Origin of the sequence: Mesorhizobium waimense (genome assembly GCF_003601975.1) — a bacterium.
GTDB classification, from domain to species: Bacteria; Pseudomonadota; Alphaproteobacteria; order Rhizobiales; family Rhizobiaceae; genus Mesorhizobium; species Mesorhizobium waimense.
Genome location: NZ_QZWZ01000001.1, coordinates 54,121 through 75,226, shown reverse-complemented (window position 1 = coordinate 75,226; position 21,106 = coordinate 54,121). Strand labels below are relative to the sequence as shown.

Here is a 21,106-nt window from a genome sequence, read left to right as displayed (position 1 = left end):
CTCCGATTAGCACCGATCCCGATAAGGCGATCCGGCGCGTTACGAGTGACTTGATCGGCCATATGTATGCATGGGTCAAGCGATTGCAAACCGGCCTTAGGCAAGCCTCGATAGCGCCGCGCAAGGCAACTGGCAATCGCCGGATCATGCTGCTAGAAGGCTCTCGCTTTCAAGCGTTTGACGGCTTGGAAGGCGTGAAACCCTGGACAAGGATGAGGTCATGTCGCCCCGTTCCGCCGAAGCAAGCCGCAAGACCAAGGAAACCGATATCTCCGTATCGGTCCATGTCGACGGCTCGGGCAAGTCCGACATTGCGACGGGCGTCGGCTTCTTCGACCATATGCTCGACCAGCTGTCGCGCCATTCGCTGATCGACATGACGGTCAAGGCCAAGGGCGATTTGCACATAGACGACCACCACACGGTCGAGGACACCGGCATCGCGCTCGGACAGGCGCTGGCCAAGGCGCTCGGCGAGCGGCGCGGCATCATGCGCTACGCCTCAATCGACCTCGCCATGGACGAAACGCTGACCAGGGCGGCGATCGATGTCTCCGGCCGTCCGTTCCTGGTCTGGAACGTCTCCTTCTCGTCACCCAAGATCGGCACTTTCGACACCGAGCTGGTGCGCGAATTCTTCCAGGCGCTGGCCCAGAATGCCGGGATCACACTGCACGTGACCAATCATTACGGCGCCAACAACCATCACATCGCCGAAACCTGCTTCAAGGCAGTGGCGCGCGCGCTGCGCGCGGCGCTCGAACGCGACCCGCGCCAGCCGGACGCAGTGCCCTCCACCAAGGGATCCCTGAAAGGATAGGCGATGGCCATCTATGTCGTGATGGAACCGCCCGCGGGCAGTAACAAGGCCGACACGACCTTCGTGCGCGACGGCTTCACTTGGCTCGGTTTCCTGTTCTCGCCGCTCTGGCTCGCCTGGCACCGGCTGTGGGTGGAGGCGGCATTGGCCTTTGTCGTCATGGCCATCCTGTCGATGCTCGGCCAGAAGCTGGGGCTCGAATGGGCCGGCTCGCTGCTGTCGCTGCTGGTCTCGCTTTACATCGGTCTGGAGGGGCAGGCGTTGCGGATCGCAGCACTGCACCGCCGCGGCTGGCATGAAAGGGGCGTTATCGCGGCCGACAGGCTTTATGACGCCGAGACGCGCGATGCGCTGGAGGCCGAAGCGATGGCGCAAGAGCAGGCGACGATGCAGCGCATCGTTCCGGACGCCGCGATGGCGCGGCCGCCTCAGACCGGCATTGCATTGGGCCTGACCCACACGCCCGGAAAGCCCTGACATGAGGGTTGCGATCATCGATTACGGGTCGGGCAATCTGCGCTCGGCCACCAAGGCCTTCGAGCGCGCGGCGCATGAGGCGGGCATCGCGGCGGCGATCGAACTGACGGCGGATGCCGAACGCGTCCGCACCGCGGACCGCATCGTGCTGCCCGGCGTCGGCGCCTATGCCGACTGCGCGGCCGGCCTCAAGGCCGTCGCCGGCATGTGGGACGCGGTGGAAGAGGTGGCGATCGTCAAGGGCCGGCCCTTCCTCGGCATCTGCGTCGGCATGCAGCTGATGTCGGAACGCGGCCTGGAAAAGACGATCACCAAGGGTTTTGGCTGGATCGCCGGCGACGTCAAGGAGATCACGCCCACCGATCCGGCACTGAAGATTCCGCAGATCGGCTGGAACACGATCGAGATGACGCGCAAGCATCCGCTGTTTTCCGGCATCGCTACAGGAACCAAGGGATTGCACGCCTATTTCGTCCATTCCTACCATCTCGATGCTAGGAAGCCGGAGGAGGTGCTGGCGGTTGCCGACTATGGTGGCCCGGTGACGGCAACGGTCGCGCGCGACAATCTCGTCGGCACGCAGTTCCACCCCGAAAAGAGCCAGGCGCTCGGCCTTGCCCTGATCACCAATTTCCTGCGCTGGAGGCCTTGATGAGCAAGAAGGGCTATTGGATGGCGATGATCGATGTCCGCGACCCCGAAATCTACAAGCAGTACATAGAGGCCAACGCAAAAGCCTTCGCCAAATATGGCGCGAAGTTCCCCGTGCGTGCCGGACGTTACGTGAGCCCGGAAGGACCGACCGGCAACCGCCACGTGCTGGTCGAGTTCGAGTCCTACGAGACGGCGGTCGCCTGCTACGAATCGCCTGAATACAAGCAAGCCTCGAAGTTCCGGCTGGCGGCATCGACCGGCCACTTCGTCATCGTCGAGGGTGCCTGACCGTGATCCTGTTTCCCGCGATTGACCTCAAGGACGGCAAGTGCGTGCGCCTGAAGCACGGCGATATGGCGACCGCGACGATCTACAATGACGATCCGGCCGCGCAAGCTAGAGCCTTCGAGGAGCAAGGCTTCGAGTGGCTGCACGTCGTCGACCTCAACGGTGCTTTCAAGGGCCAGAGCGTCAACAGCGCGGCGGTCGGCGCCATTCTCAAGGCAACGAAGAACCCGGTTCAGCTCGGCGGCGGCATCCGCACGCTGGCGCAGATCGAGGACTGGCTCGACCGCGGGCTTGCCCGCGTCATCCTCGGCACGGTTGCGGTACGCGACCCCGACCTGGTCAGGCAGGCCTGCAGGGCCTTCCCGGGCAAGATCGCCGTCGGCATAGACGCCAAGGGCGGCAAGGTGGCGGTCGAAGGCTGGGCCGAGGCGTCGAGCCTGGGCGTCATCGAACTGGCGAAGAAATTCGAAGGCGCCGGCGTCGCCGCCATCATCTACACCGACATCGACCGCGACGGCGTGTTGACCGGCATCAACTGGGACGCCACCATCGACCTTGCCGAGGCGGTGTCGATCCCGGTGATCGCTTCGGGCGGGCTCGCCTCGATCGCCGACATCGTGCGCATGACCATGCCGGATGCGCAGAAGCTAGAGGGCGCGATCTCCGGCCGCGCGCTCTATGACGGGCGCATCGATCCGGCCGAGGCGCTGGCGATCTTGGAGGCAACGCCGTGAACGTCACGATCATCCTGGCGTCCTATGACAGCGGTCACTATCACGGCGGCTGCGGCCAGGGGCCGGACGCGTTGATTGCCGGCGGGCTGACCGAGGCGCTCAAGCTTGCTGGGCACGACATTGACGTTCACGACATAGGCAGGATGAGCGACGAGCAGGAGCGTGAGATCGCAACCGGCTTCGCCGTCTGCAACGCCGTGTCGGGTGAAGTCCGCATTGCCCGTGACCGTAGCCGGTTTCCCATTGTGCTTGCCGGCAATTGCCTGACCAGCGCCGGCGCGGTGGCCGGCGAAGGCGCCGATGCCATGATCTGGGCCGACCAGCATGGCGACCTCAACACGCCCGATTCCTCGACATCGGGGTTTCTCGACGGCATGGCGCTGGCGACCGTGCTCGGGCGTTGCTGGCGACCGATGGCGGCGCAGATCCCCGGATTCAAGGCAATCGATCCCGCCCGCTGCGTGCTGGTCAACGCGCGCGACCTCGACACCACGGAAAGGCAATTGCTGGAGACATTGCCGGTCATCCGCACGGAATGCCCCGACTGGGTCGTCGCGGCGCAAAGGCTGAAGAGCACCGGCGCCGAGCGCGTCCATATGCATCTCGATCTCGACGTTCACGACCCCGAGGATCTGCAGGCCAACCGCTACGCCAGCCCTGGCGGCCCGGCGCCGGAGCAGTTGCGCCAGGCGATGTGCGGCATGGCTGGCTCGTTGCCAATCTCCGGCCTCACCATCTCCGCCTACGATCCGGCATTCGACGCCAAGGGCGATGTGCCGCCGCTGGTCGGTCAGCTGCTGGTCGACCTGCTCGCGACCTTGGAGAAGAGCTGATGCTGAAGGCCCGCGTCATCCCCTGTCTCGATGTCAAGAACGGCCGCGTCGTCAAGGGCGTCAATTTCGTCGACCTGGTCGATGCCGGCGATCCGGTCGAGGCAGCCAAGGCCTATGATGCGGCCGGCGCCGACGAGCTCTGCTTTCTCGACATCACCGCGTCGTCGGACAACCGCGAGACCATCTTCGACGTCGTCGCCCGCACCGCCGAACAATGCTTCATGCCTTTGACCGTCGGTGGCGGCGTGCGCCAGGTGGCCGACATCCGCAAGCTGCTTCTGGCCGGCGCCGACAAGGTGTCGATCAACACGGCGGCGGTGAAGAACCCGGATTTCGTCGCGGAAGCCGCCGACAAGTTCGGCAACCAGTGCATCGTCGTCGCCATCGACGCCAAGAAAGTGTCGGCAGCCGGCGAGGCCGACCGCTGGGAGATCTTCACCCATGGCGGGCGCGAGAAGACCGGTATCGACGCCGTCGACTTCGCAAGACAGATGGTCGATCGCGGCGCCGGCGAGATCCTTTTGACCTCGATGGACCGCGACGGCACCAAGGCCGGCTACGACCTTGCGCTGACCCGCGCCATTGCGGACGCGGTGCGCGCGCCGGTCATCGCGTCGGGGGGCGTCGGCACGCTCGACCATCTGGTGGAAGGCATACGCGACGGCCATGCCGGCGCTGTGCTCGCGGCCTCGATCTTCCATTTCGGCACCTACACCATCGCCGAGGCCAAGGCGCATATGGCTGCCGCCGGACTGTCCATGCGGCTGGACTCCCTGGATAATCGGCTCTAAACGGCGCCATGGCTGACTTTTCGCTGCTCGATCTGGAAAAAATCATCGGCGAACGCGCCCGGTCCGGTGACCCGGACTCGTGGACGGCAAAACTGTTCGCGAAGGGCATCGACAAAGCGACACAGAAGCTCGGCGAAGAGGCGGTCGAGACGGTGATCGCCGCCGTAAAGGGCGACAAGCAGGCCCTCGTTTCGGAAAGTGCTGATCTTATATATCATTGGCTTGTCGTTCTCGGCATCGCTGGGGTTCCGCTGGACGACGTGCTGAGGGAACTCGAGGGCCGCACCGGCCGCTCGGGCGTCGCCGAAAAGGCATCCCGGTCGAAGGGCTGACCGCGAGGAGGGCAGGAAACTCGATGGACCAGCTTGCTCCTACCGAGAAATATTCGCCCTATCGTTTCTTCTCGGCCGAGCAATGGTCGCAGTTCCGCGCCGACACGCCGCTGACGCTGACCGAAGACGAGATCAACCGGCTGCGCTCGCTGAACGACCCGGTCAACCTCGAAGAGGTCAAGCGGATCTATCTGTCGCTGTCGCGGCTGCTGTCGGCGCATGTCGAGGCGAGCCAATTGCTGTTCAGGCAGCGGCAGGCCTTTTTCAACGCCCAGGATGTGGTCAAGACGCCCTTCATCATCGGCATTGCCGGCTCTGTCGCGGTAGGCAAATCGACTACGGCGCGCGTGCTCAAGGAGCTTTTGGCGCGCTGGCCCTCGAGCCCCAAGGTCGATCTGATCACCACCGACGGCTTCCTGTTGCCGAATGAGATCCTGCGCCGCGACAATTTGATGGAGCGCAAGGGCTTTCCCGACAGCTACGACGTCGGCGCCCTGCTTAGGTTCCTGTCGGGCATCAAATCGGCGCAGCGCAATGTTCGCGCGCCTGTCTATTCACATTTGACCTACGACGTCATTCCCGGCGAGTTCGTCACGATCGACCGGCCGGACATACTGATCTTCGAAGGCATCAATGTGCTGCAGCCGGGTAAATTGCCGAGGGACGGCAAGATCGTGCCGTTCCTGTCCGACTTCTTCGACTTCGCCATCTATATCGATGCCGAGGAGGCGCTGATCCACCAATGGTATATCCAGCGCTTCATGCGGCTGCGCGAAACCGCCTTCCGCAATCCGGACTCCTTCTTCCACCGCTATTCGCAGCTTTCGGAAGACGCGGCGCGCGCCATTGCCGAGGGGTTGTGGGCCAACATCAACCTGAAGAACCTGCGCGAAAACATCCTGCCGACGCGCGCACGGGCCGATCTCATCCTGCGCAAGGGCGCCAATCATCTGGTCGAGGAAGTAGCCCTTAGAAAACTGTGAAATTTCGAAGCATTCCTTAAAGTCATCTTAACCCAGCTTTTCTATTGTCGGCCCCGATCTGGGGGCTTCGACAAGTAAATGAACGCGCCATTCCTTCATATTGCTGGGCCGGCAACTGGCCGCGCGGCGCTGCCGGAGAACGGGACGGCCACGGTTGCCCTGATCGTGCCAGTACACAATGAGGAAGGCGCGATCGCTCCGTTTCTGGCAGCTGTGCGTGAAAATACCGACCCGCTTAAGGATGACGGCGTCGCCTTCGAATTCATCTTCATCAATGACGGCAGCAACGACGCGACGCTCGAACGGCTGATCGAGGCACAGCGAACCGATCGGCGTATCCAGGTGATCGACCTGTCGCGCAATTTCGGCAAGGAAGCCGCGCTCACCGCCGGTCTCGACTGCTGCGATGCCGATGCCGCGATCCCCATGGATGTCGACCTGCAGGATCCGCCGCATGTCATTCCGCTGCTCGTCGAAAAATGGCGCGAGGGTTTCGAGGTCGTGCTCGCCAAACGTGCCAACCGATCGAGCGACAGCTTTCTCAAGCAGCGCTCGGCGTCGATGTTCTACCGCGTCCACAACTGGATCGCGCAGCAGAAGATCCCGCATGATGTCGGTGACTTCCGACTGATCGACCGGCAGGTGATCGAAGCGCTGCGCTCGTTGCCCGAACGGCGCCGCTTCATGAAAGGCCTGTTCGCCTGGGTCGGCTTTCGCACCGCGACCGTCGAATACAAACGTGACCAACGCATCGCCGGACGATCGAAATTCTCGGGCTGGAGGCTGTGGAACTTTGCGCTCGAAGGCATCACCAGCTTTTCGACCGCGCCGCTCGAGATCTGGACCTATGTCGGCGCGACGATCTCGGCTTTGTCGTTCCTCTACGGCCTGCTGATCATCGCCAAGACACTGGTGTTCGGCATCGACGTGCCCGGCTATGCCTCGCTGCTGGTCAGCGTCCTCTTCCTCGGCGGCATCCAGTTGCTCGGCATCGGCATCATCGGTCAGTACCTCGGTCGCGTCTATGCCGAGATCAAACAGCGCCCGATCTACATCGTGCGCCGCACATATGAGGGGACGGACTGATGGAGCTCGACGCTTACCGCCAGATGGCAGCCACCGAGGACGAGCATTGGTGGTTTTGCGGGCGGCGCGCCATCGCCGAAGCAGTCATCCGCGGTCTCAAGCTGCCCGAGAAGGCGCACATTGTCGAGATCGGCGCCGGTACGGGGGGCAACATCCGGATGCTGGAGCAGTTCGGCGCAGTAACGGCGGTGGAAATGAGCGATCTGGCGCGCCAGATCGCCCGGGAAAAGACCGGCCGCGACTTTCTTGCCGGCCATCTGCCGAACAACATTCCTGTCGCGCCGCAAAGCTGCGACCTCGTCTGCCTGTTCGATGTGCTGGAACACGTCGCCGAGGATGAAGCTTCGCTGACGGCAATCCGCCAAATGCTGAAACCAGGTGGCCGCGTCATCCTTACCGTGCCGGCACATCAATGGCTTTGGAGCACGCATGATGTGGGGCTGCACCACATGCGGCGCTATTCACGCAACCTGCTGCGCGAACGAATCGACAAGGCCGGGTTCACGATCGACCGGCTAAGCTACACCAATGCGACGCTGTTTCCCGTCGCGGCGCTGGCACGATTGATGGACAGGGTACGCAAACCGGCCCGGCCGGCAGGTCATGCAACGCCGCCGAAACCGATCAACGCGGCGATGAAGGCGGTGTTTTCGGCAGAGGGCCGCATCGTGCCAAATGCAACTTTGCCGTTCGGCGTTTCATTGCTGGCGGTGTTTCGCGAAAACACCGCGCTCGATAGCCGTCACTTCGGCGACAAGCTGGCAGCCTGAGCGCACCATGGTGAGTACTGGTTCGTATCGTCGCCTGTCGCGCTTTGCCCTGATCGGGATTGCATCCACGCTGGTCTATGCGGTGTGCGCCTTCTTGCTGTCCTCGCTTCCGGGTTTCGCGCTGCCGGCGACGCGGGCTTCGGTTGCCGCCTACGTCATTGCTGCGATCTTTTCCTATGCCGGCCACAAATATGTGACCTTTGTGTCGCCGGGGTCGCATGCGTTCGAGGCGCCCCGGTTCTTCCTGCTAACGGCGCTTGGGCTCGGTTTTTCCTGGCTGTTGCCACTGATTCTGGTCGATGGTCTTGGTGCGAAACCAGTGCTGTCGATCGCTATCATCTGCGCCGCCGTGCCAGCTTTCAACTACTTCGTCCTCGACCGGTGGGTGTTCGCGCCGGGCACCAAGATGCGGGCGGTTTCATGAGTATTTCGAATGATGTCAGCACCCTGGAGCGCTGGCGCAGCCAGGATCTGGCGACGTCGCTATTTTCCAGTCGCAATGCCCTTGCCTTCGCGGCCATCACGATCTTCTCGATCGTCTGGCAGATGCGCTGGGGGACCATTCCGGACACGAGCTGGCTGATCACGGCGTGCGAGCGCATGCTCTCCGGTGAGCGGCTGTACTCCCAAATCTACGAGACCAATCCTCCGTTCAGCGTATGGCTGTACTGGCCGCCGGTGGCGGCGGCTCGGATGCTGGGAATCGCTCCTGAAATCCTGGTCCAGGCCTGGACCTACCTGGCCGCGCTTGCCGGACTTTTGTTCTCGGGCGCCATCATCAAGCGCGCAGGTTTTCCTGAAACGGCATCATTGTTTAAGCTTGCCCCCGCCTTCTACGCGATGCTGGTCATCTTTCCCGGCAACGCCTTCAGCGAGCGGGAGCATATCGGCGTTGCGTTTTTCATCCCGCTGTTGGTGCTTCATGCCTGGCGCGCGCGCGAAAATGCGACACCGCCGAGCCTCGGCCTTGCCGCGCTAGCCGGCCTGTCGGGCAGCATGCTGCTGCTGGTCAAACCCTACTATGCGATCATGGTGTTGGTGCCAGCGCTGCTCGTGGCAGTGCGTCGACGCAGCTTGAAGCCGATCTTCGCTCCCGAACACTGGGTCATCGGAGGGGTTTGCATCGCTTATCTTGGAGCGGTCAAACTGATCTATCCGGAATTCCTGCACAACGTTTATCCGCTTCTGGCGGATGTCTATGCGCAAATCGGCGTTTTCCAACCCATCCTCGCCCGTTACGGTTTTGCGTGGTGTTTTCTGCTGTTCTCCGCCTTTCGGCTGTGGCCGGCAGGGCGGTTTCCTGAGTTGACGGCAGTGGGGCTGGCCGCATCGGTTGCGGGCATGTTTCCACTTTTTTACCAGGCGAAAGGTTGGGCCTATCACGCCTACCCCACCATTTTCTGTGCCATCGCAGCCATTTTTTGCCTGCTGGCATATTTGAGGAGCGAGCGACACTCGGAAAACTTGTTGTCCCTTGTGCCCGGTACAACGCGTGCCCTGATGCTGGCAGGGGTGGTGGTCGCCTTCTGCCCATATTGGAGCAGCCAGAAGCCGGACTCAACGCTGGTTGCGACCATTCACACCGCGACAGACCAGCCGACGGTCGCACTGATCGGTTCCGACATTGCTGCTGGCCATCCCCTCAATCGCATGATCGGCGGGCGTTTCGTCTCGACCCATGTCAGCGATTGGCTGGGGGCATACTCGCTCTATCTGTCCAAACTGGCGGAACTTTCAGGCAATGCCGCCGAAGCAACGCACTACAATACGATCATGGTGCGCTATGCCGAAGGCAAGCGTGAAGAATTCGAACGTCGGCGCCCAGACGTCATCGTCTTCCAGAAGGACGATATGTACTGGACGAACCGGCTGAGGAAACGATTTGGCTTTGACGCCATCCTGGCTCACTACCGCGTACTTGCCGAGGACGATATCGTGCGCATCTATCTGCGCGACGACTATATCCGCCCTCAACCGCTGACGGATGATCTCGTTACACTGCTTTCGTCACCCGCCGCAGTGTCAGATTGATCCGGCCGCCATTCTTGAGCAGCGCCGAGGTCGACGGGTAGATCCGATCGACGCCGTGGAAGCAGAGGCGGCCCTCGCCGCCAAGCACGACGACATCGCCGCTCTTCAGCCTGAACGATCGGGTCGCCCCGTCGCGCGTCGTCTGGCCGACCCTGAAAAGGCAGTCGTCGCCCAATGACACGGAGACGACGGGGGCGGAAAAATCCGCCTCGTCGCGGTCCTGATGCAGGCTCATCTTGGCGTCCTCGGCATAGAAATTGACCAGGCAGGCCTCAGGCGGATGCGGATAAGCCGCCACCTTTTGCCATAATTCCAGCAGCGGGTCCGGGATGGGCGGCCAGGCCGTTCCTGTCACCGGGTGGGTCGGCTGATAGCGATAGCCTTGCTCCTTGTCGGTGACCCAGCCGAGCGCGCCACAATTGGTCATGCGCACGCTCATCTCCTTGCCGGTGCGCGGCATCGCCGGCACGAACAAAGGTGCGGCCTGCACCACCTTCCTGATGTCCTCGACCAGCGCCTCTTGCGCGGGACGCGGCAGGTAGCCGGGCATATGGCGCACGCCTTTGGGCAGAACGAGCATCAGAGTTTCCGCCTCATCCGGTTTGTCTGGCACAGAATGCCATCATCAGAAGAAACCGGCGACCCGAAAGCCGCTTTCGCCGGGCAAGGCAATTTCAGTCGTCACCGACCCGGCCGCGCAGTTTCTTCACGGTGGATCGCCCGGCCTTGGTCTTGAGACGGCGCTCGACGGCGCCCTTCGACGGCCGGGTCTTCTTGCGCGGCGGCGGTGGCGGCTCGGCCGCCTTGGCGACCAGAGCCGTCAGCCTGGCGCGTGCGTCCGCCCGGTTCTGCTCCTGCGTGCGAAAGCGCCCGGCCTCGATCACGATGACGCCGTCCTTGGTGGCGCGCTGGCCGGCGAACTTCAGCGCCCTTTCGCGCACGCGATCCGACAGGCCCTGCGCGTTGGCGGCGTCGAAGCGCAGCTGCACCGCGGTCGCCACCTTGTTGACGTTCTGGCCTCCAGGACCGGACGAGCGGATGAAATCCTCGTGCAGGTCGCCCGGGTGGATCACGGCGTCGTCGGCAATGGTGATCTTGTCGTCGTTGGTCATGCCGCAGTCATGGCGCGGCGGAGGAAAAAAGAAAAGACCCGACCGGAGCCGGGTCTCGATACGCAAGCGGATGCCGAAAAGGCTATTCCGCGGCTTCCTGCAAGCGCGGTGCAGCGCCCCTGATCGTTGCATCGACATGGGGCTCGAACTTCTCGAAATTGGTGGCGAACATGCCGACCAGCCTGGCTGCCTGCCGGTCATAGGCCGGCTTGTCGGCCCAGGTCGAACGGGGATCGAGAATGGCGCTGTCGACGCCGGCAACCGCCACCGGCACCGCGAAGCCGAAATTGGCGTCGGTGCGGAAATCGGCTGATTTCAGCGAGCCGTCGAGTGCGGCTGCGAGCAGCGCCCGCGTCACCTTGATCGGCATGCGGCGGCCGGTGCCATGGGCGCCACCGGTCCAGCCGGTGTTGACCAGCCAGCAATCGGCGTCGTGGTGGGCGATCAGTTCGCGCAGCAGATTGCCGTATTCCGACGGATGGCGCGGCATGAACGGCGCGCCGAAGCAGGTCGAGAACGTCGCTTCCGGTTCGGTGACGCCCTTTTCGGTGCCGGCCACCTTGGCCGTGTAGCCGGAGAGGAAATGGTACATCGCCTGCGCCGGCGTCAGCCTGGCGATCGGCGGCATCACGCCGAAGGCGTCGGCGGTCAGCATGATGATGTTTTTGGGATGGCTGGCGCGTCCCGTCTTGCTGGCGTTGGGAATAAAGTCGAGCGGGTAGGCGCAGCGCGTGTTTTCGGTGAGCTGGCCGTCGTCGAAGTCCGGCACGCGGTCGGCGCCGAGCACGACATTTTCCAGCACGGTGCCGAAGCGCTGCGTGGTCGCGAAGATCTCCGGCTCGGCTTCGGCCGAAAGCCTGATCGTCTTGGCGTAGCAGCCACCCTCGAAATTGAAGATGCCTTGCGGGCCCCAGCCATGCTCGTCGTCACCGATCAGCGTACGCGACGGATCGGCCGACAGCGTCGTCTTGCCGGTACCCGACAGGCCGAAGAACACGGCCGCGTCGCCGGCCGGTCCTTCATTGGCCGAGCAATGCATCGGCATCACGCCCTTCGCCGGCAGCAGATAGTTGAGCATGGTGAAGACCGACTTCTTCATCTCGCCGGCATAGGAGGTGCCGCCGATCAGCACGATCCTGCGCGTGAGATCGACCGCGATCACCGTCTCGGTGCGGGTGCCGTGGCGGGCCGGATCGGCGCGGAAGGACGGCAGGTCGATGATCGTCATTTCGGGCACGAAATGCTCGAGTTCGGCGGCTTGCGGGCGGATCAGCAGGTTGCGGATGAACAGCGAATGCCAGGCGAATTCGGTGATAACCCTGGTCGGCAGTTTCAACTCCGCGTCGGCGCCGCCGACCAGATCCTGGACATAGAGATCCTTGTCTGCCGCATGGGCGCGGAAATCGGCCAGCAGCGTGTCGAACTCAGCCGGCGAAATTGCCTTGTTGTTGTCCCACCAGACGTGCGGCGCGGTTGCTGCGTCGCGGACGACGAATTTGTCTTTGGGCGAACGGCCGGTGTGCTGGCCGGTCTCGGCGACAAGCGCGCCATGGGCGGTGAGCCGGGCCTCGCCGCGGCCGATCGCCTCCTCGTAAAGCGCGGCGGCACTAAAATTATAGCGCACCATGCCGGTGGTCTCGAGATCGATCTTGCATGCGGGATTGCGTTTGCCGGCTTCCGACATCAAGTGTCCCTTCTGTGATTTGCCGTTCCTGGCCGGTGAATTACCGGCACCTCACGAAGGAGGCTGAGACGGTCAGAACCAGAAAACCCGAATGATATCAAATCATTAATCGATTTAAAAATTTTGAAAGTTGTTTAAATCGTTTATATGTGCAAAAAAGTCCGATGGTTGCCCAAAGGATTGGCAATCGTTGATCGTCCAATCCGCATAGGGTGCGATAGTGGCCGCCGGCATGCCGTCCGTGACAGCGGGCGGAGCCTATGCCACATTTTGTACCTAATTTGTCCTGCAAAAGCCCCTTCTCTACGAAAGAAGGGACAGCTCATGAGGGAGCCGCTTGAAATGGCAACAATCGCGCTTGTCGATGACGACCGCAACATTCTGACGTCTGTGTCGATTGCCCTCGAATCGGAGGGCTACCGCGTCGAGACCTATACGGATGGGGCGTCAGCGCTGGAAGGCCTGGCGGCGCGGCCGCCGAATCTCGCCATCCTCGACATCAAGATGCCGCGCATGGACGGCATGGAGCTGTTGCGCCGGATGCGCCAGAAATCCGACCTGCCGGTGATCTTCCTGACCTCGAAAGACGACGAGATCGATGAGCTGTTCGGCCTCAAGATGGGCGCCGACGACTTCATCCGCAAACCATTTTCGCAGCGTCTTCTGGTCGAGCGGGTCCGCGCGGTGCTTCGCCGCACCAGCGCCCGCGAGGCGGCGGCCAAGGCGCCTAGCCAGCAGGCCCGCTCGCTGGAACGCGGCCAGCTGGTCATGGACCAGGAGCGCCACACCTGCACCTGGAAGGGCGAGCCGGTGACGCTTACGGTGACCGAGTTCCTGATCCTGCATTCGCTGGCGCAGCGCCCCGGCGTGGTAAAAAGCCGTGATGCGCTGATGGATTCGGCCTATGATGAACAGGTCTATGTCGACGACCGCACCATCGACAGCCACATCAAGCGGCTGCGCAAGAAGTTCAAGGCCGTCGACGATGACTTCGAGATGATCGAAACCCTTTACGGAGTCGGATACCGGTTCCGCGAGGCTTAATTTCAGCGGGAGCTGCTATTCGATGGCAGTGGACGTAGAGCGGAGCAGAAGGGCGGGCGCTGCCAGGCGCCCGTCGAGGATTCTGCCCGCATTCCTGTCGAAGATCACCGTGCCGATGCGCCGTTTCCTAGGCCATCACATCTTTTCCAGCCTGACACGGCGCATCCTGTTCCTCAACCTTGCCGGCCTCGCCGTCCTGGTCACCGGCATTCTCTACCTCAACACCTTCCGCGACGGGCTGATCGATGCCCGTGTCGAAAGCCTGATGACGCAGGGCGAGATCATCGCCGGCGCGATCGCGGCGTCGGCGACTGTCGAAACCGATTCGATCAGCATCGATCCGGAAAAGCTGCTTGAGCTGCAAGCCGGCGAAAGCCTCGGACCCGGCTCCGACCAGCTCGACAATCTGGATTTCCCGATCAATCCGGAGCGCGTCGCGCCGGTGCTCAGGCGCCTGATCTCGCCGACGCGCACGCGCGCCCGCATCTATGACCGCGACGCGAACCTTCTGCTCGATTCGCGCCATCTCTATTCGCGCGGCCAGATCCTGCGCTACGACCTGCCGCCGGTCGACGAGGAGGAGCCAGACCTTTTGGAGCGGGTGCAGAAATTCGTTTTCGACTTCTTCCGCAACACCGACCTGCCGGTCTACCACGAACAGCCGGGCGGCAATGGTGCTGCCTTCCCCGAAGTGGTCAAGGCGCTGACCGGCAGCCCGTCGACCATCGTGCGCATCAGCGAGCAGGGCGAACAGATCGTTTCGGTGGCCGTGCCGATCCAGCGCTTCCGCGCCGTGCTTGGCGTGCTGATGCTGTCGACCGAGGGCGGCGACATCGACAAGATCGTTGCCGCCGAACGCAAGGCGATCCTGCGCGTCTTCGGCATCGCCGCACTTGTCACCGCCATCCTGTCGATGCTGCTTGCCTCGACCATCGCCAATCCGCTCCGGCGGCTGTCGGCCGCTGCCGTCAGGGTGCGGCGCGGCGTCAAGAACCGCGAGGAAATCCCCGACTTTTCCGATCGCCAGGACGAGATCGGCAATCTTTCGATTGCCGTGCGCGACATGACCAATGCGCTCTATGCCCGCATCGAGGCGATCGAGAGTTTCGCGGCTGACGTCTCGCATGAATTGAAGAACCCGCTGACGTCGCTGCGCAGCGCCGTGGAGACCTTGCCGCTGGCCAAGAACGACAATTCGCGCGGCCGGCTGATGGAGATCATCCAGCACGATGTCCGCCGGCTTGACCGGCTGATCACCGACATTTCCGACGCCTCCCGGCTCGACGCCGAACTCGCGCGGGAAGACGCCGGGACAGTGGACCTGAAGAAGTTCATCACCGATCTCGTCGCGGTGTCGCGTGAGGCGACGCGCAACAAGAAGGCGGTCGAGATCGAGTTCAAGGTTGCCAAGCTGCCGCAGGGCGTCAAAGGCTATTTCGTCACCGGCCACGATCTCAGGATCGGCCAGGTCGTCACCAATCTGATCGAGAATGCCCGCTCCTTCGTGCCGGAAGACCATGGCCACATCGCCATTTCGCTGGCGCGCGCCGGCAAGGTCAACATCGTCACGGTCGACGACAATGGCCCCGGCATCCGGGCCGACAATATCGACCGCATCTTCGAGCGCTTCTACACCGACCGTCCAGCCGGCGAAGCCTTCGGCCAGAATTCCGGCCTCGGCCTGTCGATCAGCCGACAGATCGTCGAGGCCCATGGCGGCACGCTGACGGCCGAGAACATCCCGGGCACCAAGCCCGGCGAGATCAAGGGCGCGCGCTTCGTCGTCACCTTGCCCGCCGAAGGCTGACCCGGCCGAACACGATCATGCCCGATGCCGCCACGAAGCCTGAAAACATCCACGGAACCGCGATCCTGATCGGCGAGCGCGGCGTCCTCATCACCGGGCCGTCGGGCGCCGGCAAGACGACGCTGGCCCTTATACTCCTGGACCATTGCCGCACACGGGGGCTGTTTTCACGCATGATCGGCGACGACAGGCTGCTTGCCTCAAGTCATGCGGGGCGGCTGGTCTGCCGCGTGCCGGCAACCATCGCCGGCCTCGCCGAAGTGCCTGGGCTCATTCCGCGTCCGCTGCCGTTCGAAGCGGGCGGCGTGATCGACCTGCATGTGCGGCTGGTGCCGAAAGCAGAGATGGCCCGTTTTCAGGAGGAAATCAGCGAGCCGGTCGCAGGCTGCCCGGTGCAGCGTATCGACCTTGCCGAGCGCAACGCCGCCACGGCCTTGCCGGCGGTGATGGCGCGGTTGTCCATCGCGCCTTTTTTATGATCCGGTTCGGATTATTTGTTGCAATGCGTCAAAATGGCCCGGGCCGGCGCAATTTTGGGCTTGTCAACGCGCCTCGCGTCGACAAGATAGCGCTCCCGCCGCCTGGAATGGCTGGCGAGCATAAAATGCGCGTGTGAAGCGGCGATGACGGGAGCCACCAACGAATGATCGGACTCGTGCTTGTAACGCACGGTCAACTGGCCACCGAGTTCCGACATGCCGTGGAACATGTCGTCGGGCCACAAGACAATTTCGAAACCGTGGCGATCGGTGCCGATGACGATATGGAGCAGCGTCGCCGCGACATCGTCGACGCCGTGGCGCGCGTCGACACCGGGGCCGGCGTCATTGTCCTGACCGACATGTTCGGCGGCACGCCTTCAAACCTCGCTATTTCGGTGATGGAATCCGGCCGCACCGAGGTGATTGCCGGCATGAACCTGCCGATGCTGATCAAGCTGTCGTCGATCCGCAAGGGCGACAACATGGCCGCTGCGCTCGACGAGGCTCAGGCGGCGGGGCGCAAATACATCAATGTGGCCAGCCAGCTCCTGAGCAGCAAATGAACGCGCTGTGGCCGGAGAAAGACCAGGTCGTGCGCGAGTTTCCGATCGTCAACCAGCGCGGCCTGCATGCGCGCGCCTCAGCCAAGTTCGTCCAGGTCGCCAGCGGTTTCGACGCCACGGTCGATGTCGAGAAGGACGGCGTCAAGGTCGGCGGCACGTCGATCATGGGGCTGATGATGCTGGCGGCGAGCCCCGGCTATTCTATCCGCGTCACCGCCAGCGGGCCGCAAGCCTTGCAGGCTATGGACGCGCTGGAGCAACTGGTCGCCTCGCGTTTCGGCGAGGAAAGCTGACCGCGGCTTGCCTGAAATGCTGACGGCGTCCGGCAGAGACATGCACGAATAAAGATTTCTTTATATCCCATTGTCGTTTGGCGGCCGATCTGCTAGTCAGGGCCGGCAATTCGCGCCCCTCCATGCGCCTTCCGGCGCGGGCGCGTGCCACAGACATTTCACATCGGAGCACTGCCATGACGGGTAGCAAGGACTATGTGGTCGCCGACATCTCGCTTGCCGGCTGGGGCCGCAAGGAGATCGAGATCGCCGAAACGGAAATGCCGGGCCTGATGGCCTGCCGCGAGGAGTTCGGCGACAAGAAGCCGCTCAAGGGCGCGCGTATCACCGGCTCGCTGCACATGACGATCCAGACGGCGGTGCTGATCGAAACGCTGAAGGCGCTGGGCGCCGACATCCGCTGGGCCTCTTGCAACATCTTCTCGACCCAGGACCACGCGGCGGCGGCGATCGCCGAGGCCGGCATCCCGGTGTTCGCCGTCAAGGGCGAGACGCTCGAGGATTACTGGGACTACACCGACCGGATCTTCCAGTGGACCGATGGCGGCACCTCCAACATGATCCTCGACGATGGCGGCGACGCCACCATGTACATTCTGATCGGCGCCCGCGCCGAAGCCGGTGAGGACGTGCTGTCCAACCCGGGCAGCGAAGAGGAAGAGATCCTGTTCGCCCAGATCAAGAAGCGGCTGAAGGCCTCGCCCGGCTTCTTCACCAAGCAGAAGGAAGCGATCCGCGGCGTCACCGAAGAGACGACGACGGGCGTCAACCGGCTCTATCAGCTGCAGAAGAAGGGCCTGCTGCCGTTCCCGGCGATCAATGTCAACGATTCCGTGACCAAGTCGAAATTCGACAACAAATATGGCTGCAAGGAATCGCTGGTCGACGGCATCCGCCGCGGCACCGACACCATGATGGCCGGCAAGGTCGCCGTGGTGTGCGGCTATGGCGATGTCGGCAAGGGCTCGTCGGCGTCGCTGAAGGGCGCCGGCGCCCGCGTCAAGGTCACCGAGGTCGATCCGATCTGCGCGCTGCAGGCGGCGATGGACGGTTTTGAGGTCGTCACGCTGGAAGACGCCGCTCCCACCGCCGACATCGTCATCACCACCACCGGCAACAAGGACGTCGTCACCCTCGACCACATGCGCTCGATGAAGGACATGGTGATCGTCGGCAACATCGGCCACTTCGACAACGAGATCCAGGTGGCGTCGCTGCGCAACCTCAAATGGACCAACGTCAAGCCGCAGGTCGACATGATCACCTTTCCGGACGGCAAGCGGATGATCCTTTTGTCGGAAGGCCGGCTGCTCAATCTCGGCAACGCCACCGGCCATCCGAGCTTCGTCATGTCGGCCTCGTTCACCAACCAGGTGCTGGCCCAGATCGAGCTCTACAGCAAGCCTGGCCAGTACCAGAACCAGGTCTACGTGCTGCCGAAGCATCTCGACGAAAAGGTCGCGCGCCTGCATCTGGGCAAGCTCGGTGCCCGGCTAACCGAACTGTCCGGCGAACAGGCCGCCTATATCGGCGTCACGCCGCAGGGGCCGTTCAAGCCGGAACACTACCGCTATTAACCAAAGCGAAATTTGCTACCACATATTGAAGCCGGGCGATTGACTTTTCGCCCGGCTTTATTTTTGCGCCGATTGATTCTTCACGCGGATTCCAGCAAGCGCTATGTTGTGATTCGCGGTCCGGGGACGAGGGACGGCGCACGCGTCAGGGCGGTCTTGCATTCAGGCGGCGAAGAGGACCAAGACATGCCGGGGGAAAACCCGCGTCAGGCGGGACAGGCCGTTTCCGGCGGCCATTGTGATTCGACAAAGACCGGCCCCGCCGTTGCGGGCGGGCGCCTTTTATGGCGTGCCGGAGCCCGCATCGGGACATTTCTTGCCACCTCGGCGCTTTCCGGTCCGCTGCTTGTATTTGCCGCGCATGCCGAACCAACGCAAAAGGCCGGACTGGGGGTCAGCGCGGTCGAGGTCATGCAAATGGCCATGTTCGCCGGCGTAATGGGTGCGGCACTCGTGTCGGCCATTTTCCTGATCCGTGAGAGGGCGCGCACCTCGGCGCAGAATGCCGAACTCAGGACCCGCATAGCCGACGTCAACGCGGCGCTGCAGCGCTCCGAGGCGTTGCTCAACCTGCGCGACCAGCGCGTTGTCGTCTGGGCCTCGGAGAACAAGAAGCCTGAACTTCTCGGAACCTTGCCGGTGGAGAGCGGCGCGCCCGAGGACCGGGCGGCGTTCCTCGCCTTCGGCCGCTGGCTGATGCCGCGTTCGGCGGCGGCGCTGGAACATGCCGTGGCCGCCTTGCGCGAGCAGGCCAAGACTTTCGACCTCGTCATCGAAACCCAGGCCGGGGTGCCGCTCGAAGTCTATGGCCGCAAAAGCGCGGCGCATGTGCTGGTGCGTTTCGTCTCGCTGTCGGAAACGCTGCGCAGCCAGGCAAGGCTCAAGATCGAGAACCAGCGGCTCAGCGCCGACTACGACACCATGCTCGGCCTGCTCGACGCGCTGAAGATGCCGACATGGCTGCGCACGGCCGACGGGCGGCTGAAATGGGTCAACCGCGCCTATAGCGAGGCGGTCGAGGCGCCGAACGCCGAAACCGCGGTTCGCGAGGCCAAGGAATTCCTCGGCGGCCAGGCGCGCGAGACGATCGCCGAACAGCACAAGATGCGCCCGGTGTTCGAACAGACGCTTTCGACGGTGATCGAGGGCGATCGTCGCGTTTTCGCGGTGACCGACTTCGCCGGCACGGACGGCTCGGCCGGGCTTGCCTGCGACACCAGCGCCACCGAGACCATCCGCGGCGAATATGAGCGTACCGTCCGAAGCCACGCCGACACGCTAGACCAGCTCAACACGGCGGTCGCGATCTTCGACACCGACGAAAAGCTGCGCTTCTTCAACCAGGCGTTCCAGAAGCTGTGGAACCTCGACAGCGGCTTCCTGCACAGCGCCCCGGACAACGCCCTGTTGCTCGACCGGCTGCGCAGCGAAGGCAAGATCGCCGAGCAGCCCGAGTGGCGGCGCTGGAAAGAAGGCCTGCTCAGCGCCTACCGCGCCGTCGAATCGCAGGAGCACTGGTGGCATCTGCCCGACGGCAAGACGATCCGTGTTGTCGCCAACCCACAGCCCAAGGGCGGCGTGACCTGGGTGTTCGAGAACCTGACCGAGAAGATGGACCTCGAAAGCCGCTACCAGACGGCGGTGCGGGTCCAGGGCGAGACGCTGGACAATCTGGCCGAGGGCGTGGCGGTGTTCGGACCCGACGGGCGGCTTCGCCTCTCCAACCCGGCCTTCGTCGCGCTGTGGGGGCTGAGCCAGGACGTGGTCAAGCCCAACGTCCATGTCCAGGCGATCCGCGACCTGTGCGACCAGCGTGCTGCGGACAGCCCGTGGGGAGGGTTCGTCGCCGCCATCACCGGCTTCGACGACGAGCGCCGCGACCGCCACGGCCAGACCGAGCTCACCAACGGCACGGTGTTGCGCTACGCCGTCATCCACCTGCCCAACGGCCAGGTGATGATGACGTTCGTCGATGTCACCGACAGCGTCAATGTCGAGCGGGCGCTGAAGGACAAGAACGAGGCGCTGGAGAAATCCGACCAGCTGAAGAACGATTTCGTCCAGCACGTTTCCTACGAGTTGCGCTCGCCGCTGACCAACATCATCGGCTTCACCGAGCTTCTGTCGCTGCCGGCGACCGGGCCGCTGACGCCGAAGCAGCGCGAATATGTCGAGCATGTCGGCTCATCCTCCTCGGTGCTGCTCACCATCGTCAATGACATACTTGACCTGGCGACGGTCGACGCCGGCATCATGCAGCTGGACATCTCCGAGGTCAGCGTCGAGCGGACCATCGCGGCTGCGTCCGAGTTGGTCGCCGAGCGGCTGGAGGAGCATTCGATCAGGCTCAAGGTCGATGCGGCGGCGGCGCCGAAAAGCTTCCACGGCGACGAGACCCGCATCCGCCAGATCCTCTACAACCTCTTGAGCAACGCCGCGAACTACGCGCCGGAGGCAAGCACGGTCACGCTTGCCTGCCGACAGTTGGCCGAGGGCGTGGAATTCTCCGTCCATGACGACGGACCCGGCATGCCGCCGGACGTGCTCGATTCGGTGTTCCGCCGCTTCGAGCCGAGGACCAATGGCGGGCGCCGGCGCGGCGCCGGGCTTGGCCTGTCGATCGTCAAGAGCTTCGTCGAATTGCATGGCGGCAGCGTCCGCATCCAGACCGGCAGGGACAGCGGCACCACGGTCATCTGCACCTTCCCCGACGCGCCTTCGGGCATTCGCGCCGCGGCCGAGTAG

The 21,106-nt window shown here is 63.3% G+C and carries 23 protein-coding genes; 20 read left to right on the top strand and 3 right to left on the bottom strand.

The genetic code is table 11. The annotated features are described in order from the left end of the window. Positions 1 to 220 precede the first annotated feature (220 nt). From hisB to D3227_RS00335, 13 genes are all read left to right on the top strand, one after another. Entirely contained in the window at positions 221 to 820 is a 600-nt protein-coding gene (hisB, locus tag D3227_RS00395; protein ID WP_006201293.1) for an imidazoleglycerol-phosphate dehydratase HisB, read from the top strand. Positions 821 to 823: 3 nt separating this feature from the next. Continuing rightward, complete coding sequence (locus tag D3227_RS00390) at positions 824 to 1,297, top strand: DUF2628 domain-containing protein (protein WP_120011723.1); 474 nt, start codon at positions 824 to 826, stop codon at positions 1,295 to 1,297. 1 nt (position 1,298) lies between these two features. Continuing rightward, positions 1,299 to 1,949, top strand: coding sequence for an imidazole glycerol phosphate synthase subunit HisH (gene hisH, locus D3227_RS00385; RefSeq protein WP_120011722.1), 651 nt, complete (start codon positions 1,299 to 1,301; stop codon positions 1,947 to 1,949). Continuing rightward, the gene (locus D3227_RS00380) at positions 1,949 to 2,239 is read left to right on the top strand and encodes a DUF1330 domain-containing protein (protein WP_120011721.1); all 291 of its coding nucleotides are present in this window, start codon (positions 1,949 to 1,951) and stop codon (positions 2,237 to 2,239) included. Before hisH ends, D3227_RS00380 begins: the two co-directional genes overlap by 1 nt. Before the next feature lie 2 nt (positions 2,240 to 2,241). Beyond that, positions 2,242 to 2,973, top strand: coding sequence for a 1-(5-phosphoribosyl)-5-[(5-phosphoribosylamino)methylideneamino]imidazole-4-carboxamide isomerase (gene hisA, locus D3227_RS00375; RefSeq protein WP_120011720.1), 732 nt, complete (start codon positions 2,242 to 2,244; stop codon positions 2,971 to 2,973). Then, the gene (locus D3227_RS00370) at positions 2,970 to 3,806 is read left to right on the top strand and encodes an arginase family protein (RefSeq protein ID WP_120011719.1); all 837 of its coding nucleotides are present in this window, start codon (positions 2,970 to 2,972) and stop codon (positions 3,804 to 3,806) included. The genes hisA and D3227_RS00370 overlap by 4 nt, the downstream gene beginning before the upstream one ends. Next, positions 3,803 to 4,597 carry an imidazole glycerol phosphate synthase subunit HisF gene (hisF, locus tag D3227_RS00365; protein ID WP_167480572.1) on the top strand — a complete coding sequence of 265 codons (795 nt, stop codon included), beginning with the start codon at positions 3,803 to 3,805 and terminating at the stop codon, positions 4,595 to 4,597. Before D3227_RS00370 ends, hisF begins: the two co-directional genes overlap by 4 nt. Before the next feature lie 8 nt (positions 4,598 to 4,605). After that, positions 4,606 to 4,929, top strand: coding sequence for a phosphoribosyl-ATP diphosphatase (locus tag D3227_RS00360; protein WP_120011717.1), 324 nt, complete (start codon positions 4,606 to 4,608; stop codon positions 4,927 to 4,929). Between the two features lie 23 nt (positions 4,930 to 4,952). Beyond that, a complete protein-coding gene (coaA, locus tag D3227_RS00355) occupies positions 4,953 to 5,912 on the top strand; it encodes a type I pantothenate kinase (protein ID WP_120011716.1) in 960 nt (319 codons plus the stop codon). A gap of 78 nt (positions 5,913 to 5,990) precedes the next feature. Further along, positions 5,991 to 6,998 carry a glycosyltransferase family 2 protein gene (locus D3227_RS00350; RefSeq protein WP_245451605.1) on the top strand — a complete coding sequence of 336 codons (1,008 nt, stop codon included), beginning with the start codon at positions 5,991 to 5,993 and terminating at the stop codon, positions 6,996 to 6,998. Then, positions 6,998 to 7,768, top strand: coding sequence for a class I SAM-dependent methyltransferase (locus D3227_RS00345; protein WP_120011715.1), 771 nt, complete (start codon positions 6,998 to 7,000; stop codon positions 7,766 to 7,768). Before D3227_RS00350 ends, D3227_RS00345 begins: the two co-directional genes overlap by 1 nt. Before the next feature lie 7 nt (positions 7,769 to 7,775). After that, positions 7,776 to 8,192, top strand: coding sequence for a GtrA family protein (locus D3227_RS00340; protein ID WP_120011714.1), 417 nt, complete (start codon positions 7,776 to 7,778; stop codon positions 8,190 to 8,192). After that, entirely contained in the window at positions 8,189 to 9,799 is a 1,611-nt protein-coding gene (locus D3227_RS00335; RefSeq protein WP_120011713.1) for a hypothetical protein, read from the top strand. The genes D3227_RS00340 and D3227_RS00335 overlap by 4 nt, the downstream gene beginning before the upstream one ends. Here the strand turns inward: D3227_RS00335 and D3227_RS00330 are convergent. The 3 genes from D3227_RS00330 to D3227_RS00320 all read right to left on the bottom strand — a co-directional run bounded on the left by D3227_RS00330 (position 9,762) and on the right by D3227_RS00320 (position 12,595). Then, positions 9,762 to 10,379, bottom strand: coding sequence for an alpha-ketoglutarate-dependent dioxygenase AlkB family protein (locus D3227_RS00330; protein ID WP_120011712.1), 618 nt, complete (start codon positions 10,377 to 10,379; stop codon positions 9,762 to 9,764). The two genes, D3227_RS00335 and D3227_RS00330, sit on opposite strands and share 38 nt — an antisense overlap. A 94-nt stretch (positions 10,380 to 10,473) precedes the next feature. Further along, a complete protein-coding gene (gene arfB, locus D3227_RS00325) occupies positions 10,474 to 10,911 on the bottom strand; it encodes an alternative ribosome rescue aminoacyl-tRNA hydrolase ArfB (protein WP_120012157.1) in 438 nt (145 codons plus the stop codon). Between the two features lie 82 nt (positions 10,912 to 10,993). Continuing rightward, positions 10,994 to 12,595 carry a phosphoenolpyruvate carboxykinase gene (locus D3227_RS00320; protein WP_120012155.1) on the bottom strand — a complete coding sequence of 534 codons (1,602 nt, stop codon included), beginning with the start codon at positions 12,593 to 12,595 and terminating at the stop codon, positions 10,994 to 10,996. Positions 12,596 to 12,937: 342 nt separating this feature from the next. Between D3227_RS00320 and D3227_RS00315 the strand changes: the two genes are divergently transcribed. The 7 genes from D3227_RS00315 to D3227_RS00280 all read left to right on the top strand — a co-directional run bounded on the left by D3227_RS00315 (position 12,938) and on the right by D3227_RS00280 (position 21,106). Further along, entirely contained in the window at positions 12,938 to 13,639 is a 702-nt protein-coding gene (locus D3227_RS00315; protein WP_006201274.1) for a response regulator transcription factor, read from the top strand. Positions 13,640 to 13,661: 22 nt separating this feature from the next. Then, complete coding sequence (locus tag D3227_RS00310; protein WP_120011711.1) at positions 13,662 to 15,446, top strand: sensor histidine kinase; 1,785 nt, start codon at positions 13,662 to 13,664, stop codon at positions 15,444 to 15,446. A 17-nt stretch (positions 15,447 to 15,463) separates the two neighbouring features. Further along, positions 15,464 to 15,925 (top strand): HPr kinase/phosphorylase, encoded by a 462-nt coding sequence (locus D3227_RS00305; RefSeq protein WP_120011710.1) that lies wholly within the window; start codon positions 15,464 to 15,466, stop codon positions 15,923 to 15,925. Positions 15,926 to 16,089: 164 nt separating this feature from the next. Continuing rightward, entirely contained in the window at positions 16,090 to 16,491 is a 402-nt protein-coding gene (locus tag D3227_RS00295) for a PTS sugar transporter subunit IIA (RefSeq protein ID WP_010912939.1), read from the top strand. Next, a complete protein-coding gene (locus tag D3227_RS00290) occupies positions 16,488 to 16,784 on the top strand; it encodes an HPr family phosphocarrier protein (protein ID WP_120011708.1) in 297 nt (98 codons plus the stop codon). Before D3227_RS00295 ends, D3227_RS00290 begins: the two co-directional genes overlap by 4 nt. A gap of 176 nt (positions 16,785 to 16,960) precedes the next feature. Further along, positions 16,961 to 18,361, top strand: a complete 1,401-nt coding sequence (gene ahcY / locus D3227_RS00285; protein ID WP_120012153.1) for an adenosylhomocysteinase — start codon at positions 16,961 to 16,963, stop codon at positions 18,359 to 18,361. A 186-nt stretch (positions 18,362 to 18,547) separates the two neighbouring features. After that, the gene (locus tag D3227_RS00280; RefSeq protein WP_120012151.1) at positions 18,548 to 21,106 is read left to right on the top strand and encodes a sensor histidine kinase; all 2,559 of its coding nucleotides are present in this window, start codon (positions 18,548 to 18,550) and stop codon (positions 21,104 to 21,106) included.

Bases quoted from the DNA above. Each gene is read 5' to 3' on its own strand.
- D3227_RS00295 (WP_010912939.1), top strand. From the start codon at position 16,090: ATGATCGGACTCGTGCTTGTAACGCACGGTCAACTGGCCACCGAGTTC.
- arfB (WP_120012157.1), bottom strand. From the start codon at position 10,911: ATGACCAACGACGACAAGATCACCATTGCCGACGACGCCGTGATCCAC.
- D3227_RS00320 (WP_120012155.1), bottom strand. From the start codon at position 12,595: ATGTCGGAAGCCGGCAAACGCAATCCCGCATGCAAGATCGATCTCGAG.
- D3227_RS00380 (WP_120011721.1), top strand. From the start codon at position 1,949: ATGAGCAAGAAGGGCTATTGGATGGCGATGATCGATGTCCGCGACCCC.
- D3227_RS00305 (WP_120011710.1), top strand. From the start codon at position 15,464: ATGCCCGATGCCGCCACGAAGCCTGAAAACATCCACGGAACCGCGATC.
- D3227_RS00330 (WP_120011712.1), bottom strand. From the start codon at position 10,379: ATGCTCGTTCTGCCCAAAGGCGTGCGCCATATGCCCGGCTACCTGCCG.
- D3227_RS00340 (WP_120011714.1), top strand. From the start codon at position 7,776: ATGGTGAGTACTGGTTCGTATCGTCGCCTGTCGCGCTTTGCCCTGATC.
- D3227_RS00315 (WP_006201274.1), top strand. From the start codon at position 12,938: ATGGCAACAATCGCGCTTGTCGATGACGACCGCAACATTCTGACGTCT.
- ahcY (WP_120012153.1), top strand. From the start codon at position 16,961: ATGACGGGTAGCAAGGACTATGTGGTCGCCGACATCTCGCTTGCCGGC.
- coaA (WP_120011716.1), top strand. From the start codon at position 4,953: ATGGACCAGCTTGCTCCTACCGAGAAATATTCGCCCTATCGTTTCTTC.
- hisH (WP_120011722.1), top strand. From the start codon at position 1,299: ATGAGGGTTGCGATCATCGATTACGGGTCGGGCAATCTGCGCTCGGCC.
- D3227_RS00280 (WP_120012151.1), top strand. From the start codon at position 18,548: ATGCCGGGGGAAAACCCGCGTCAGGCGGGACAGGCCGTTTCCGGCGGC.
- D3227_RS00290 (WP_120011708.1), top strand. From the start codon at position 16,488: ATGAACGCGCTGTGGCCGGAGAAAGACCAGGTCGTGCGCGAGTTTCCG.
- D3227_RS00350 (WP_245451605.1), top strand. From the start codon at position 5,991: ATGAACGCGCCATTCCTTCATATTGCTGGGCCGGCAACTGGCCGCGCG.
- D3227_RS00345 (WP_120011715.1), top strand. From the start codon at position 6,998: ATGGAGCTCGACGCTTACCGCCAGATGGCAGCCACCGAGGACGAGCAT.
- D3227_RS00310 (WP_120011711.1), top strand. From the start codon at position 13,662: ATGGCAGTGGACGTAGAGCGGAGCAGAAGGGCGGGCGCTGCCAGGCGC.
- D3227_RS00390 (WP_120011723.1), top strand. From the start codon at position 824: ATGGCCATCTATGTCGTGATGGAACCGCCCGCGGGCAGTAACAAGGCC.
- hisB (WP_006201293.1), top strand. From the start codon at position 221: ATGTCGCCCCGTTCCGCCGAAGCAAGCCGCAAGACCAAGGAAACCGAT.
- D3227_RS00360 (WP_120011717.1), top strand. From the start codon at position 4,606: ATGGCTGACTTTTCGCTGCTCGATCTGGAAAAAATCATCGGCGAACGC.
- D3227_RS00335 (WP_120011713.1), top strand. From the start codon at position 8,189: ATGAGTATTTCGAATGATGTCAGCACCCTGGAGCGCTGGCGCAGCCAG.